Annotated in this window: 12 protein-coding genes; 5 read left to right on the forward strand and 7 right to left on the reverse strand. The window is 68.6% G+C overall.

Going from position 1 to position 14,980, the window contains the following annotated elements; translation table 11 throughout:
* Nucleotides 1-288: 288 nt before the first annotated feature.
* From ACFYRX_RS18275 to ACFYRX_RS18285, 3 genes are all read right to left on the reverse strand, one after another.
* The gene (locus ACFYRX_RS18275) at nucleotides 289-1,107 is read right to left on the reverse strand and encodes an SDR family NAD(P)-dependent oxidoreductase (RefSeq protein WP_389100672.1); all 819 of its coding nucleotides are present in this window, start codon (nucleotides 1,105-1,107) and stop codon (nucleotides 289-291) included.
* 51 nt (nucleotides 1,108-1,158) lie between these two features.
* Nucleotides 1,159-2,919, reverse strand: coding sequence for a thiamine pyrophosphate-binding protein (locus tag ACFYRX_RS18280; RefSeq protein WP_389100674.1), 1,761 nt, complete (start codon nucleotides 2,917-2,919; stop codon nucleotides 1,159-1,161).
* A gap of 475 nt (nucleotides 2,920-3,394) precedes the next feature.
* On the reverse strand, nucleotides 3,395-3,859 hold the full coding sequence (locus ACFYRX_RS18285; protein ID WP_389100676.1) for a MarR family winged helix-turn-helix transcriptional regulator: 465 nt from the start codon (nucleotides 3,857-3,859) through the stop codon (nucleotides 3,395-3,397).
* Nucleotides 3,860-4,004: 145 nt separating this feature from the next.
* Here ACFYRX_RS18285 and ACFYRX_RS18290 point away from each other — a divergent pair, with 145 nt between their 5' ends.
* Nucleotides 4,005-4,607, forward strand: a complete 603-nt coding sequence (locus ACFYRX_RS18290; RefSeq protein WP_389100677.1) for an ester cyclase — start codon at nucleotides 4,005-4,007, stop codon at nucleotides 4,605-4,607.
* Nucleotides 4,608-4,869: 262 nt separating this feature from the next.
* On the opposite strand, the gene ACFYRX_RS18295 is transcribed toward ACFYRX_RS18290, so the two are convergent.
* Nucleotides 4,870-6,069, reverse strand: a complete 1,200-nt coding sequence (locus ACFYRX_RS18295) for an FAD-dependent monooxygenase (RefSeq protein ID WP_389100679.1) — start codon at nucleotides 6,067-6,069, stop codon at nucleotides 4,870-4,872.
* A 150-nt stretch (nucleotides 6,070-6,219) separates the two neighbouring features.
* Here ACFYRX_RS18295 and ACFYRX_RS18300 point away from each other — a divergent pair, with 150 nt between their 5' ends.
* Complete coding sequence (locus ACFYRX_RS18300; protein ID WP_389100681.1) at nucleotides 6,220-6,999, forward strand: IclR family transcriptional regulator; 780 nt, start codon at nucleotides 6,220-6,222, stop codon at nucleotides 6,997-6,999.
* A gap of 55 nt (nucleotides 7,000-7,054) precedes the next feature.
* On the opposite strand, the gene ACFYRX_RS18305 is transcribed toward ACFYRX_RS18300, so the two are convergent.
* Both ACFYRX_RS18305 and ACFYRX_RS18310 read right to left on the reverse strand, forming a co-directional pair.
* Complete coding sequence (locus ACFYRX_RS18305) at nucleotides 7,055-7,279, reverse strand: hypothetical protein (RefSeq protein ID WP_389100683.1); 225 nt, start codon at nucleotides 7,277-7,279, stop codon at nucleotides 7,055-7,057.
* 300 nt (nucleotides 7,280-7,579) lie between these two features.
* Complete coding sequence (locus ACFYRX_RS18310) at nucleotides 7,580-9,289, reverse strand: MFS transporter (RefSeq protein WP_389100685.1); 1,710 nt, start codon at nucleotides 9,287-9,289, stop codon at nucleotides 7,580-7,582.
* 333 nt (nucleotides 9,290-9,622) lie between these two features.
* On the opposite strand from ACFYRX_RS18310, the gene ACFYRX_RS18315 reads away from it, so the two are divergent.
* From ACFYRX_RS18315 to ACFYRX_RS18325, 3 genes are all read left to right on the forward strand, one after another.
* A complete protein-coding gene (locus ACFYRX_RS18315) occupies nucleotides 9,623-10,369 on the forward strand; it encodes an SDR family NAD(P)-dependent oxidoreductase (protein WP_389100687.1) in 747 nt (248 codons plus the stop codon).
* A 525-nt stretch (nucleotides 10,370-10,894) separates the two neighbouring features.
* On the forward strand, nucleotides 10,895-11,368 hold the full coding sequence (locus ACFYRX_RS18320; protein WP_389100862.1) for a MarR family winged helix-turn-helix transcriptional regulator: 474 nt from the start codon (nucleotides 10,895-10,897) through the stop codon (nucleotides 11,366-11,368).
* 152 nt (nucleotides 11,369-11,520) lie between these two features.
* Nucleotides 11,521-13,188, forward strand: coding sequence for an MFS transporter (locus ACFYRX_RS18325; RefSeq protein WP_389100689.1), 1,668 nt, complete (start codon nucleotides 11,521-11,523; stop codon nucleotides 13,186-13,188).
* Nucleotides 13,189-13,514: 326 nt separating this feature from the next.
* Here the strand turns inward: ACFYRX_RS18325 and ACFYRX_RS18330 are convergent, their stop codons facing one another.
* Entirely contained in the window at nucleotides 13,515-14,699 is a 1,185-nt protein-coding gene (locus tag ACFYRX_RS18330; protein ID WP_389100691.1) for a cytochrome P450, read from the reverse strand.
* Between the last annotated feature and the right edge of the window lie 281 nt (nucleotides 14,700-14,980).

A 14,980-nucleotide genomic window follows, 5' to 3' on the forward strand; every position in this document is an offset into this window, starting at 1 on the left:
CCCGTCAGACTGAAGCGAAGATCCCGCGCGTGATCTCGTTGTCCTGGACGAGCGCGTCATCCCCGGGTGTCTTCACCGGAGAACTCGGCCTTCCCCGGCTCACCTCGGTAGGTGCAGCCCCGCTGCCGACCTCCCGTTCACGGACCAGGGCCCGACGCCGAGTTGGTCGGTCCACCAGCGCATCCCGGCAGCGAGGTCGGGGACCGCGTACGGCGACCCGGATGACCATGCTGGTCGTCCTCGCTCGGGTCCTGTGGCGCGGGTGGTGATCGGCGGTGGCCGTCTCCGCTACGTCGGCGGGCGGGTGAAGCCGGTGGCGCCGCCGTCCACCGGGAGCGCCGCGCCTGTGATGTAGCCGGCTTCGGACGAGGCCAGGAAGAGCACGGCGTCGGCGAGCTCGTCCGGCTCTCCTTCTCGGAGCATGGGAGTGCTGAGCCTGACCCGCTCCCGGAACGCCTCGGCTCCGTCGGACGGAAGTCCCGCCGTGCGGGCGGCGATGTCGGTGTTCATGCCGCCCGGAATGACGATGTTGACCCGGATCCCCTCGCCGATGACTTCGGCGGCGAGGATGCGTGTCAGGTGCTCGAGTGCGGCCTTGCTGGTTCCGTGGGCGACGGTTCCCGCGCCGTCCCTTCGGCCGGCTGCCGGGCCGCAGAAGACGACGGCCCCGCCAGGTGCGAGCAAGGGCCTCAGACCCTGCACGAGGAAGAACGAACCCTTGACGTTGGTGTCGAACACCATGTCCCAGGTCGCTTCGTCCATGTCGTCGAGGCGCTTGACGCCCGCCTGCCCGGCGTTGAGGAAGGCGGCGTCGACGTGGTCGACCCGTGCGGCGACCTCCGTGACCGCGACCTTGATGCCGGCCGACGAGGAGAGATCGGCTGTCACGGCGATCGTGCCGTCTCCGATCAGATCGCTCGCGGTCTTCAGCCGGCCCGGGTCCCGCGCGATGATGATCACGCGTGCGCCCTCTCGCGCGAAGGCCTGCGCGGCTGTCAGTCCCACTCCTCTGCTGCCGCCGGTGACGAGGCAGGTCTTCCCGAGGAAACGCTGACGCCGGTTCTCGACGGTCGGGTCGCGAAGTCCGGCGTCAGTCGTGTCTTTCACAGTTCTCCTCTCCTTCGTGGGGGGCAGGAGTGAGGGATCAGGAGGTGCGGTTCACGCGTCGATCTCGACGCCGCCGAACGGTGCTCCACCGTTCAGGACACGCTCCTCCGGAGGAATCGGCGCGAGGCTCACGCGTACGTCGATGCATGTCGGCCGGCGGGCCGCGAGGGCGGCCTCGATCGCGGGGCGGAGCTGGTCGAGTTCTGTGACGTCGACGCCGTCGGCACCGAGAGCTCGTGCCACGCCGCTGTAGGAGCCGTTCGCCAGGCGGTTGTTGGTGACGCGGTCCTGTCCGTAGAAGAACTGCTGTGTGTGCAGTGTGGCGCCCCAGGCCTGGTTGTTGAGGACGATCACGACGACCGGGAGCCCCGCCCGGACGAGGGAGTCGAACTCGGCGAGGCTGTAGCCGACGGCACCGTCACCGGTGACCAGGATCGTCGCCTTGTCGGACGCCCCGTACTGCGCTCCCAGGGCCACGCCGAGGTTGCTCCCCATCGAGCTGAGGTAGCCGTGCCCGAGGTAGTGCGCCAGCGGCGCGAGGGCGATCGTCTCGGAGAGCCACAGCTCGGTCAGGGCGCCGTCGACGACCACGGTGGCCTGGTCGGGGACGCTCTCGGCGATCGTGCGGACCGCGAGGTACGGGTGGATCGCGTCGTCCTCGTGCTCTTCGGTCTCGGCGGCGAGTGCCGAGCGCCGGGTGGCCGAGATGTCCCGCAGGGTGGCCGGCCAGTCGCCGCGCCCGGAGGGTACGGGGCTGTCGCCCAGGCGCTCGTTCAGTAGGCCGACCGTGCCGATCGGATCCGCCTGGACACCGAGTTCCACATTCTGCAGGCGGCCCAGTTCACGGCCGTCGGGGTCGATCTGGAAGATCCGCGCGCTCTTCGGGAGCAGTCGGCCCGTGCCGAACTGTGTCGTCATTCCGAAGCGCAGCCCGAGCAGAAGGACCAGGTCGGGCCGCTCGTCCTCGGGGACGGTGGCCAGGGTCTGGATGAGACCGACGTGCTGCCCGGAGCCGACGATCGCCCCGAGGCCCTCCCAGTCGGAAAGCAGGGCCACTCCGGTGCGTGCGGCGAACTCGTGCAACTGGGCCCGCGCTTCGGCGGTGACGAAGGACTTGCCGACCAGCGCGATCGGCCGCTGGGCGGCACCGAGCGCATCGATGATCCGGTCGACGGCACCGGCGGGGGCGATGCCGGTGCCGTCGATCTCGACGCGGTAGTCCTCGAACTCGTCGAAGTCGATCTGCCGGCGCAGGACGTCCCAGGGAATGTCGAGGAGCACTGGGCCCTTGGGCTCCGACTGCGCGGTGCGGATCGCCTGGGCGACCAGGCGGGGGATCAGGTCCGTACGGGTGACGCGGTGCGCGAACTTGGTCACCGGGGCAGCCATGGCGACCTGGTTGAATCCGGCCTGCTGGTCGTTGACCTCGTCCGTCTCGAGAGGACCGGAGCCAGTGATGTAGAGCACGGGGGTCCGGTCCAGATAGGCGTTGGTGATCGAGGTCAGCACGTTGGTGAAGCCACCGCCGGCCGTGACGACGGCGACACCCAGGTCCCCGGTGACCCGTGCGTAGCCCTCGGCCGCGTGACCGGCGTTCATCTCGTGACGCACGTCGACGACCCGGAGCTTGGCGTCCATGGCCTCCTGGAGAATGGGGTCGATGTGCGCTCCGGGCAGGCCGAAGGCGACGTTGACTCCGGCTCGCTGCAACGTACGCACGACAAGCCCACTACCGGTTGCGGTTGCCATTCGATGATCCGCCCTTCGGGACGTACTCAGAGTTTCAAAAAAAGACGCTGGGGACAGGGCCATGTCTCACTGCCTCCCGTACCGGATTCTCGGGTGTGGCCTGGATGACGACAATGGCCGTGTTCGTTGGACGGTCAACGCCTTGTTCGACATAGAAAGGCCGAGACCCGTCGACCGGACTGCTCAAGGATGGGAAGTCGGACTTACGGCCATCCGGAATACGCTGGTATGCCGTTCCGGGCGATACAAACCCCGCCGGCTCAATATCCGCCTGGCGCCCGGCCGGTACTCGGAGACTGCCGCGAGGACCGCGTGATGCGGCAGCTCAGCCCTTCCCCTGCGACCGCCTCGGCGACCAGGTTCCGGACCCGCGTCGCCACCCGTCCAGCCGGTCAGCACGGCCGCCAGGCTGACGTCGATCACCTCGGCCCGCCGGGCCGGGCAGAGGTGAAAGCCGCAGCGCCGTGCGGTACCGAGGACACCGCCCACAGCCTCGCAGCCTTAACAGAGACACCAAGGCCATCAGCCGGTCCGCGAGCTACATCTTGCGCTCGACGATCCGGCGTTGGATCTCGGCGAAGCCGTCGGCCAAGATGTCCAGTTGCTGTTGAGTGAGGGTATCGATCACCAGTTCCCGGACCAGGCCGACGTGACCGGGTGCCGCGCGGCTGATCAACTCCATGCCATGCGGAGTGACAGTGGCGATCACTCCGCGGTCGTCGGTGGCGCAGGCTCTGCGACTGACCAGTCCTTCCTTCTCCATTTGCACGATCTGGTAGGTCAGGCCGCTCTTGGTGACCGCCAGCGCTTCGGCGAGCGCCAGCATCCGCATCGACCCGTCGGGGGCGCCGGCGAGGCGAGTCAAGATGCCGTACTGCACGTGGGACAGCCCGGCGTCGGTGCGCAACTGCTGATCGATCACCCGGTTGAGCAGCGTGCTGGCGGTCACGAACGTGCGCCATGCCTGCTGCTCGCGCTGGTCCAGCCACTTGGATTCGTCCACAGGTCCAAACTATCACCACTTGTTCAAGTTCGAACTACCTGTTAGCTTCACCTTGTAGTTCAAGTTCGAACGACTCGCTTCTGCGCGGCGCCCATGTGTGATGAAAGCCGCGGCGGGTTCGAGCAACCTTTCAAGGAGGAATGTCATGATCGATCGTCGCGCTGTGCTCCGCGGCAGTGGCGCTGTCGCCGCGGGCGCCCTTGCCATCACCGCAGTGGAAAGCGGCAACGACCCGGCGTTCGCGTCGGTCATGCCCGCGCTGATGGGCAACCCGGCCGAAACCGGCGAGTCGCTGGGCTACCCCAAGCACCTGACCCACCAGGAGCGGCGCAATCTGGAGACCTTCGACGAGTTGGACTTCGTCGTCTACTCCGGCCAGCAGTGGGACCGAGTCCGTGAAAGCCACTCGGACAAGATCCGCGCGCACTGGCCCGACGGGCACTACACCGACGGCCTGGCCGCGCACATCGAGGACCTGAAGTTCCAGTTCATCTTCGCGCCCGACACCCGCGCCGTCGACCACCCGGTCCGAGTGGCCAAGGACAACTTCACCGCCGTGACTGGAGTCGCCACCGGCACGTTCACCCGGCCCATGCCCGACGGCCAAGGCGGCTTCATCCCGCCCACCGGCAAGAAGTACGCCATCAACCTGGTCACCGTCGGCATCTGGAACAGACAGGGTGTGATGGACGAGGAATTCATCATCTACGACCAGTTGACCTTCATGCGGCAACTCGGGCTCGCCTGAATTCCTTGCTGCGCAGCCGAATTTCCGGGTCTCCATCGGAGCCATCGGCGCGGGACCACCGCTGTCGCCCCGCGGGCGAAGACGACGATCGGCTGTCCGGGGCGCGGGCTGAACGACTCCGGAACCGAGCCCGCCCGGTGACAACGCCGCAGCCGAGCGGTCCCGTCAGGCGCAGAGGGATGCCCTTCGGACGGACAGAGGTTTTCCCTCGCTCTCAGCCGTGACCAGTCCCGGGAGGCACATGTGCCTCCCGGGACTGACGTCACACCGAGGCCGAGACGGCGATTTCGGGGTCGTACTCATAGATCCAGCCGTTCGCCCTGAGTGGGTCGGCCTGCGAGTACGCCAGGTCGCGGGCCTGCTGCTCGGGGCCGTCCGGAAGGTGGTTGATGTGGGACCTTCCGTGCGACACCTCCTGCAGGCGTGCCGTGCGGCGTCGACGGAGCTCTTCGTAGCGCCCCAGCGCCGCGAACGGGTTGTCCCGGTCCTCCGCGAGGCACAGGGCCAGGACGGCGCCGTCCTCGATCGCCTGGGCGGCGCCCTGGGCGAAGAACGGGAACATCGGGTGGGCCGCGTCACCCAGCAGGGTCGCGTTGCCGCGGTTCCAGTGGTCGAGGGGCTCGCGGTCGAGCAACGCCCAGCGTCCCGGCGTGTCGGCCGACCTGATCAGCTCCACCAGACGCGGATCCCAGCCGTCGAACTCGTCGAGCAGTTCCGCGAGCGTCGCGGTGGCCGTCCACGATTCGACACTGCTCGCCCCGGCCGGCGCGAAGGCGACGAGGTTGACGTACTCCCCGCCCGAGATCGGGTAGTGCACGAGGTGGTGATCGGGGCCGATCCAGAGAGTCTGGGCGTGCCGCCTGGCGAACTCGGGTGCCTTCTGTGCCGGTACGAGGGCCCGGAAGGCGCAGATGCCCGACTCCCTGGCCTGAGTCGGCCCGACGATGGCGCTGCGCACGCGTGAGTGGACTCCGTCGGCACCGATCAGGATGTCCGGGCGAACCGTCTCGCCGTCCTCGAACCGCAGGACCGCCTGGTCGCCTTCGAACTCGACCGAGACGCAGCGCCTTCCGAGGTGGATCGAGTGTTCGGGAACAGCCGACGTCAGGGCGGCCAGCAGGTCGGCGCGGTGGGCGGCGTAGGTGTGCTCGCCGTACAGGCGCTTGCACCCGTCCTGCAGGTTCTCCGCGGAGAGGACGACGCCGTCCTCCCAGCGCCGGAACTCCCAGCCGATCTCCATCTGCACCGCGCGCTCGATGAACCGGTCCAGCACACCGAGACGCCGGAGCAGGCGGGCGGCGTTGGGGGCGATCACCAGGCCGGCTCCGACCTCGGTCAGGGCGGCGGCCTGCTCGTAGACGTCACTCTGGAAACCCTTGTCGCGGAGGAAGGCCGCGGCAGCCAGGCCTCCGATGCCGCCACCGAGGATCGCGATGCTGGGGCCTGCTTCCGTATTCATCATGCTCTTTCACTCCCGTGGACCTCTGGCGAGGCGATAGCTGGCTCCTGCAAGAGTTCGGCAAGGTGCGCACTGAAAGAACTGTTCCATCCATTCAACGAACATTGAAGGTAAGGTGGCTGCTCGGGGCAACACATCATGAAGGAGAGGCCCATGCCTCGTGCGAACGAGCCAGGACGCACCGTCAGCTCCCGACTCTGGGATCTGCTGTTCGCCTTTGACCCCAACAACACCGAGCTGACCCTCGCCGACCTGGTCCGACGCACCGGCATGCCGCACGCCACCGCCAGGCGCCTGACACTCGAACTCGTGGAGGCCGGCGCACTGGAGCGCACCAGCGACAACCGCTTCGCGATCGGTCTGCCGCTGTGGCGCCTCGGGACCCTCGCGCCACGCGCCGAGACGCTCCGCAGCGCCGCGCAGCCGTTCGTGGAGGACCTGTACACGGCTCTTCGCCAGCACGTACAACTGGCCGTCCTGCAGGGCGACCAGGCCGTGATCATCGAGCGGCTGTCGGCGGTCAACGCCGTTGTTCTGACATCGCAGGTCGGCGGACTGCTGCCCCTGCACTGCTCAGGAGTCGGCAAGGTGCTGCTGAGCCACAGCAGTCCGGCCTTCATCGATGAGGTGCTGGCCGGAAGACTGCGGCGCTTCACTCCCAGGACGATCGTGGACCCGGCCGAACTCCGTGGCGAACTGGCGTCCTGTCGCTCGACCGGAACGGTGGTCGTCAAGGAAGAGCTGAGCGAAGGCGCCGAGTCGGTCGCGACGCGCATCATCGACAGCAGCGGCAAAGTCGTCGCGGCTCTCTCCGTCGTCGTGGCCGCAGGCTCGATCAGGCTGCAGGCGGCCGTTCCCTCGCTGGTCGCGAGCGGACTGGGATTGTCCAGGAGTCTCGGCTGGAGGCCAGGCATCCCCATTCGCACCTCGTGACATCTCACGGGGGGAGGGAACCGGCACGTCATGCCGACGGCTGCCGTCGGGAGAGCTATATGTGGCCGAGGCGCCGTCCCTCGCCGAGCGAGAACCACACCCTGGTGGCCACGTCCTGCGCCGGCAACGGCGGCAGGCCGGGCAGGCGCCGGATGCGCATCTTCTGGAAGCACGTCGCGACGGCCCGTCCGCCACGCTCCAGGCAGGTCACCTCGCTGGTCTCGGCCTTGACCGTGGCTCCCATGGACGGCGTTGCAGTCGAGAAAACGCTCTCCTTCATGGACATTCCCGACCGGGCCGTGGACGATCACGCAGTCGGGGAGCATGGGTTCACGCTGTTCCTTGTCGCCGTTCGTGATCGCGACGAGCCACGCGGCCTCCGCCTCGGCGACCGTGTTCGGTATGCGGGCGTGGGTCCTGCTCGTCTCTGGGTGTGTCGTCACTGTTCGACTCCTGCCCGAGTGTGCCTGTCGGCCGCATCGTGTCCGCCTTGGCCCGCCGCGACCGCTTCTCCCGGGAGGAGGTGGAGTCGCGGCGGGCGCTCCGGCAGTGTGCCGACGCCGACACGTTCGCCAGGCGGTCAGCCTTCGAGGGTGTGCGGATCGTCGTCGAGATGAGTCCGGCCCACACCGCCGCGCGCGCCGACGAGAACAAGTGCCGCCGCCACGAGAGCAGCCACGCCACCGAGTACGTATGCGATGGAGTAACTGCTGCTGAGGGCGTCGAAAGCGACGTCCTTGAGCGGGTTGAAGGGCATCACCTGACCGTTCGGCAGTGTGATGGTGGCCGGCACCGAGTTGGCGCCGAGCGGGCCCGATGCCACGGCGTGCACTGCCGCCTCGAGCTGTGGTCTCTGATCCGCGGGAGCATGGGCGGCAGAGGCCTGGAAGGCCTCGTAGGCCTTACTCAGTCCAGGGTCACCGGCCAGCTTGCGAGCGATCTCGTCGGCGGCTCGGCTCAGCGCGACAGCGCCGGCGATCGCGGGACCGAGGGCGAACCCGAGGTCCCGGAACGTGCTCGTGACACCGCTCGCCATACCGGCGAGGTGGTTGGGCAACGTGTTGACCGCGACCGCGGTGATGGAGGCGAAAGCGAGTGCCGAGCCGACGCCGGCGAGAGTCAGGGGCCCGGCGATGGCGCTCAGAGCCCGACTGCTCGTCGGAACGCCGGAGAACCACAGCCCGCTGGCGCCGATGAGGGTCAGGGCTGTGCAGAGAACCCACCGGGGGTTGTATCGCTCGAGCAGCTTGGAGGTGAGAGGCAGCAGTACGAAGCCGATGCCTCCGAAGAAGAGGTAGGCGACGGAGCTCTGCAGTGGGCTGAACCCCTGGATGATGGTGAGCCGGATACTGGTGCTGTACATGATCACGAGGAACGCGAACATACCGATCAGGGTGACCACCGAGTTCATGGCGAAGGCCCGGTTCCTGAACACGCTCAGGCGGAGGAGCGGCTCGGCCGCACGGTTCTCCGCGAAGACGAACAGCGCGAGGAAGACGGCGGCGACGAGGAACGCGATGACGATCTGCGGTTCCCCCCAGCCGCTCTCGGAACCCTGGATCACGGCGTACATCAGGGCGAACAGGCCAAGCGCGGCCGTGATCTGACCCGGCCAGTCGACGGATCGGCCCTCGGGCGCGGAGGAGTTCTGGGCGAGGGCCAGCGACAGGAGCAGGCTCACCGCGGCGATGACGAGGACACCGACGAAGGCCCAGCGCCAGTTCGCGTTCCCGACCCAGCCGAGTTCGATCTTGGCGGAGAGGCCGGCCAGCAGCGGTCCGAGGAAGCCGCCGACCGAGAGCGCGGTGGCCCAGATCGCCACGCCACGCGCGCGTGTGGCGGTGGTGTGCGTGCCGGCCGCCACCATGGCGAGGCTCGTCGGGAAGATGGCCGCGGCCCCGACACCGTTGAGGACCTGGGCAAGGATCAGCCACGTCACGCGCGTGTCGGTCGAGGATCCCCCGCCGGGCACCAGGACCGCGAGAGCCGAGCCCACGACGATGAGCGCGGCGCCCCCGATGAGCAGGCGCTTACGGCCGAACAGGTCACCGAACACGCCGAAGCCCAGCCCCATCGCGGCGACGGGAAGCATGAAGGCCTCGGTGATCCACGTCAGTTGGGCCGAAGACGGCGCGAGATCCTGCTGGATGAGCCCGTTGATGAGCGAAGGGACGGAAAGCGCTATCTGCGCGAGGCACACGGCGAGAACCACCGCGACCAGGGTGCGCGGGGTCAGGGTGTATCTGCCACCCTCTCCCTCTACCGCCTTGGGTGAATCGATCTGAACCATGGACGACTCCTTGGCGCAAAGCGCCGCTGTCGGAACCGGCGTCCGCTGCCGGACCCTGTTTTGTGGGTGCTTCTGTCGCGGCCATCCCGGCAAAACCGCTGCCGTGCCGCCCCTGGGCCTTGCGGAGACCTCCGCACGCCCTTCCACCGGACCTGATTCAGGACACTCGGCGTGGCAATCCGGCCAGCCGAGCAGCGTCAAGCTAGGAGTGACCCCCGTCACGCTCAACGGTCATGTTCATTAGACGAACAAGCCGCCACTGATCCCCGGTCCCGAAGCGCACCATCCCTGGAGGACGGCCTTGCCACTGCCGCCCGGAAGGAGCAGTGACTCATGGCTGGGATGCTGACGGGCAGGACCGCCGTCGTGACCGGAGGCAGTACGGGCATCGGGCAGGAGATCGCCCGCAGGCTCGCGGCGGAGGGAGCGGACATCGCGGTCGCGGACATCGATCCGGCCGACGAGACGCGGGACCTCGTCGCGGAAACCGGTCGGCGATTCTTCAGCGACAAGGTCGACGTCTCGGACGAGGACGCGATCAACGGGTTCGCCGCCCGGGTCCGACGTGAGCTCGGCGCCGCCGACATCCTGGTGAACAACGCGGCCGTCGTTCTGCTGGCCGATATCGACCACGTGACCTTCGACGAATGGCGTCGCACCTTCGCCGTCAACGTGGACGGCCCCTTCCTGGCCTCCAGGGCGTTCCTGCCGGACCTCAAGGAGTCCGGGTCGGGACGGATCATCAACATCACGTCCGCGAGCTACTGGACTCCGCCGCCGCCCTTCGTCTCCTATGTCTCCGCCAAGGGCGCGCTGAACGGATTCACCTCTGTCCTGGCCGCCAACCTCGCCGCTCACGACATCACCGTCAACGGCGTCGCGGCGAGCCTGGTCCGGACGGCCACTGCCGCGGAGAAGACGAGCGAGTTCTTCTTCGAGCAGACCGTGCGGATGCAGAACATCAAGCGTGTGCAGATGCCGGCCGATGTCTCGGGCGTCGTGGCGTTTCTCGCCTCCGACGACGCCGCGTTCATCACGGGGCAGATCGTCGTCGCGGACGGCGGAGGCACGCGCCGCTGAGGGGGCCCTTCGGAGGGGGCGCCCGCCCCTCTCGGCAACCTCCTGGTCAGCTCCGGCGATGAGATGGCCGTCGGCCCGCGCTCCCCTCACCGGATCCGCACGGTCGAGCGGTGGCATCACCCGACCGCGAGATCCTCCGCGGTCGCATCCTGGGTGACGTGATGCCCGTAAGGGCGTTGTGCGCTCAGGGCCGCCTGACTGTACGACGGATGCGGGAGACCGCGGATGCGAGTAGCGGGACGGCGCCCAGGCATGGACTGAGACAGCCAAGCACTCCTGCCGGCCGACGGACTCGTCCGCCGCCGGCTCAGTGGCGTCCGACCGGCACAACAGCCCTCGCACCGTCCCCGGGGCCACTGCGCTCACCGCCGGATCACACGAGCCCGCGACGCGTGCACATCTGGGGTGCCGGACCGGAACGTACCGATGATCAGGTCGGCGCCAGGAGTCGAGCCGACCACCACCCGCGTAATTAGTATGTTGACATAGGTTTCCCTTCATAGGTAACTTGGGGTCGTGACCGGAATCAGTGAGGCTCGTCCGAGCCAGGGCGTCGACCAGGTGGCCGCAGGCCTCGTGGCGTGCCTGCCCGCGCTGAACCGGTACGTCAAACAGAGCATCGACCGGCGACTGCCCTACCCCAAGCTCCCCGAGCGGCAGTTGGCCCTGCTCCAGTACGTCGCGGAGCACGACGGCGCGACCGTCCACAAGGCTGCCGACGCGCTGCGGATGATGCCGAACAATGTCAGCGCCCTGGTCACCCGCCTCACCGACGCGGGCCTGCTGGAACGGCACCAGGACGACGCCGACAAGCGCGTCGCGCGCCTGCGTGTCACCGCCGAGGCGCGTCAACGCATTCGCCAGGCCGAGGACGTCGCGGCGCGACAGCTCGCGGCCGCGCTGCGGACTCTCACGGACGGCGATCGCGACGCCCTCGGCTCGGCTCTCGGCGCCCTTGAGGCTCTCACCCGGCGCCTGCGCGACCACTCCGCCGCCTGACCGTTCGGTCCGGCTCCCGTACGCCTACTGCACTTGCCGCTGCTGCGGCAGGGCTGGGTGTGCTGGCCCCCTGCACAGGCCCCACACACAGCTCGCTCCCACATGTCCACGCGCCCCAGCCGCGCCCCGCACGTCCCGAGGACAGCTCACATATGTCGGTCACCGCTGTTTCCACAGCGCCCACTCCCGTATCCGACCCCCACTCCCGCGGTCGTCGCGCCAACCCCTGGCTGACGCTGATCGCCGTCGCGCTCGGCCTGTTCATGGTGGGCCTCGACGGCTCCGTCGTCTCGATCGCCAACGCCGAGATCGCCCGCGACCTGAGCGCCACCACCGCCGAACTGCAGTGGGTCACCAACTCCTACCTGCTCGCCCTCGCCGCCGCCCTCATCCTCGGCGGCAAGCTCGGCGACCGCTTCGGGCGCCGCACGGTCTACCTCGTCGGCGTCGTCGGATTCACCGTCGCGTCCGTCGCGATCGGCCTCGCCGGCTCGGTCGAGGGTGTCATCGCCTTCCGGGCCTTGCAGGGCCTCTTCGGCGCGATGCTCATGCCCAACACGCTGGCGTTGCTGCGTGCGGTGTTCCCGCCGAAGAAGTTCGGCATGGCGGTCGGCATCTGGGCGATGATCTCGTCCGTCGCCACCGCGCTCGGCCCGATCGTCGGCGGACTGCTCGTCCAGCATGTCAACTGGGAATCTGTTTTCTACATCAACGCCCCCATCGGCGTGATCGCCCTGGTCTTCGGTCTCGTAGTACTGCCGCAATCCAGGAACGAGGCAGCGGCGAGCGAGAAGTTCGACGTGCCCGGCGTCGTGCTGCTCGCGCTCGGACTGATCGCCGTCGTCTTCGGTGTCGTCAAGGGCGAGACGTGGGGCTGGACTTCGGCCGGCACGTTCGGCGCGATCGTCGGCGGTGTCGTCGTCCTGGTCCTCTTCGGCTGGTACGAGACCCGCGTCGCGCACCCTCTCCTGCCCATGCGGCTGTTCCGCAACCCGGCCCTGACCATCGGCACGATCGTCACCGCGCTGAACTTCTTCGTCCTGCTCGGCGCGATCTTCTTCGTGATGCTGTACCTCCAGAACGTGCACGGCTTCACGCCCGTCGAGTCCGGTGTGCGCACCCTGCCGCTCAGCCTCGCCTCCATGCTGGCCTCGCCGCTCGGCGCGAAGCTCACCGAGAAGTTCGGCCCGCGCCTGACCATGCCGCTCGGGATGGTGTTCCAGGCCGGCGCCGCGTTCACGATGCTCGCGTGGAGCGCCGACTCCTCGTACGCCGCCATGTGGCCGCCGTTCGTCGCGCTCGGTCTCGGCGTCGGCATCGTGATGGCCGCGTCCTCCGACGCGATCGTCGGCAACGCCCCCGTCAAGGACGGCGGCATCGCGGGTGGCCTCCAGGCCACCTCGCTCCAGGTCGGCGGCGCGCTCGGCACCTCGGTGCTCGTCTCCCTCATCAGCAGCCGCGTCGGCTCCACGCTCACGGACTCACTGACCGACGCCGGCGTTCCCCACGCGGCGGCCGCTCGCTTCGGGGAGGCGAAGGACGCGGTCGCGATGGGAGTCGCCCCGGTCTCCGACGCGATGCCCGCACAGCTCAGGGCGGCCGTGGTGGAGGGCAGCCACACCGCCTTCATGAACGGCGTCCACACCGCCGTCCTGGTCACCGGCATCCTCGCCCTCGCGGGCGCCGCCCTGGCGGCGTTCGGCCTCCGCGGCCGGGAGGACGGGACCCACGAGAACAACGAGCACGACACGAAGGTGCCGACCCCGGCCGCAGCCGCTGTCCGGTCCTCCGCCAGCGTCCCGGTCAAGTCATCACCCTGATCTCGCAGGGCGGCCGACAGGTGGGCCGCGTGGTGGCCCACCCGGACGGTTCGTACACGGTGGAAGCGCCGGACGCGGAAAACTACCGTGCTCGTCGCCTCCGCCGAGGGCTGCGAGTGACACTCGCCCGGTCGGACACACCCTTGCGTTCCGGACGTGCCCGGCCCGGCGGTGAAGGACCCCGGACCCGGTGAGCCCCGGACCGGTGACGGCGGCCTGTCGCCACCGGTCCGGGGCTCACTACGAAAGTTCTTCCGGCTCGGACTCGACATCGGCGAGGACCGCTACCCGAGTATCTGGGACACCGTGGCAGACGGTACGGCCTCTCAGGACCAGTACAGGCGCAGCGGCAGGGACTGCAGATGCCGGACGGTGAGTTCACGCTGGTAGGCGAGCCGCTCCGGTGGGACCGTCGGCTCGAAGCGTTGCACCGTGCCCAACAGCACCTCCACAGCGATGCGCACTTCGAGGCGGGCGAGGGCGTGCCCCAGGCACGTGTGCGCTCCCCGGCCGAACGCGAGGTGCGCGTGGGGCGAGACACGATCGAGGTCCAGCTCGTCGGGCCGTTCGACCAGCTTCGCGTCACGGTTGCCCGCGCCAAAACTCACCAGGAGACGAGCGCCGGCCGGAACCGGACAGCCGCCGATCTCGGTGTCCCGGGTCGCGGTCCGGAACAGTCCCTGAACCGGCGATTCCAGGCGCAGCGACTCCTCGACGAACGTGGCGAGCCGCGACGGGTCCTGCCGCAACCGGTCGGCCAGCCGCGCATCCTCGGCCAGCAGCCTGGTGCTGCTGCTGATGGCATCGGCGGTCGTCACGTTACCGGCGAACAGCAACTCGATGACAAACAGCGTGGCGTCCTCCGCGCCGAGGCCGGCGGCCGCGATCGTATGCAGAATGGTGGTCTCCTGCTCGACACCGGCCGCAGCCTCCAACGCCGGGGCCAGGAGGGCACCGAACTCCTCGCAGGCCAAGCTGAAGCCGGCCGGGTCGGGTGAACCGACGAGGGAGGAAAGCACCTTCTCCGAGAGCCGCCGCATCACACCGGTGTCCGCTTCCGGGATGCCCAACACCTTGGCGATGACGGCGATGGGCAGCTTGACGGCGAAGTCGGTCACGAAGTCGACCTCCTCCCGTCCACGCAGTCCCTCGATCAGCTCCGCGCACATCGTCCGGATCTGCGGCTCGAAGCGGGCGACCCGGCCGGACGTGAACGCCCTGGCCGCCAGCCGCCGGCGTCGACTGTGCTCCGGCGCATCCGTGGTGACCAGATAGAACGCGGCCCCCGTCTGCTCACTCCCCGGTTCGACCGGCGTGAGTCCGAGCGTGTCGCGCGAGGAGAAGGTCTCGACATCACGCAGCACCGTGTCGACGTCCTCGGCCCGAGTGACCATGAAGGCGCCCGCCTCCTCGACGAAGGGCACGCCTCGCTCTCTCAGTTGGGAGTACAGCGGGTAGGGGCAGTACGCGGCCTCGGGTTCGACCTGGATATTCCTGTCATGGCTGGACATGGGTTGCTCCCTGTTGTCCGTTCAGCGGCTCACTGACATGGGGAAGACCTGACCGGCCATGTTCCATGGACTCCGCCCGTGCCGACAGAACGGCACCGTTGAACGAACAACACCTGCCGCCTCATGGGAGCTGCCAGGTCGGAGAGACCTGGTGCCGTAGCCGCCGGCAGGTGAGCACTTTCGCCGCCGAAAGCAGTCGAGTTCTGGTGTCGGACCGTGCCCCTGCTGGTCGGCCGGGAGGCCGGACCGCTGATGGGGTGGCGTGCCCGCCGGGCAGTGGG

Origin of the sequence: Streptomyces sp. NPDC005374, assembly GCF_042872225.1 — a bacterium.
Taxonomy (GTDB): Bacteria; Actinomycetota; Actinomycetes; order Streptomycetales; family Streptomycetaceae; genus Streptomyces.

Excerpts from the sequence above, each read along its gene's own strand:
- ACFYRX_RS18330 (WP_389100691.1), bottom strand. The coding sequence starts at position 14,699 with ATGTCCAGCCATGACAGGAATATCCAGGTCGAACCCGAGGCCGCGTAC.
- ACFYRX_RS18290 (WP_389100677.1), top strand. The coding sequence starts at position 4,005 with ATGATCGATCGTCGCGCTGTGCTCCGCGGCAGTGGCGCTGTCGCCGCG.
- ACFYRX_RS18295 (WP_389100679.1), bottom strand. The coding sequence starts at position 6,069 with ATGATGAATACGGAAGCAGGCCCCAGCATCGCGATCCTCGGTGGCGGC.
- ACFYRX_RS18315 (WP_389100687.1), top strand. The coding sequence starts at position 9,623 with ATGGCTGGGATGCTGACGGGCAGGACCGCCGTCGTGACCGGAGGCAGT.
- ACFYRX_RS18305 (WP_389100683.1), bottom strand. The coding sequence starts at position 7,279 with ATGAAGGAGAGCGTTTTCTCGACTGCAACGCCGTCCATGGGAGCCACG.
- ACFYRX_RS18280 (WP_389100674.1), bottom strand. The coding sequence starts at position 2,919 with ATGGCCCTGTCCCCAGCGTCTTTTTTTGAAACTCTGAGTACGTCCCGA.
- ACFYRX_RS18325 (WP_389100689.1), top strand. The coding sequence starts at position 11,521 with ATGTCGGTCACCGCTGTTTCCACAGCGCCCACTCCCGTATCCGACCCC.
- ACFYRX_RS18310 (WP_389100685.1), bottom strand. The coding sequence starts at position 9,289 with ATGGTTCAGATCGATTCACCCAAGGCGGTAGAGGGAGAGGGTGGCAGA.
- ACFYRX_RS18300 (WP_389100681.1), top strand. The coding sequence starts at position 6,220 with ATGCCTCGTGCGAACGAGCCAGGACGCACCGTCAGCTCCCGACTCTGG.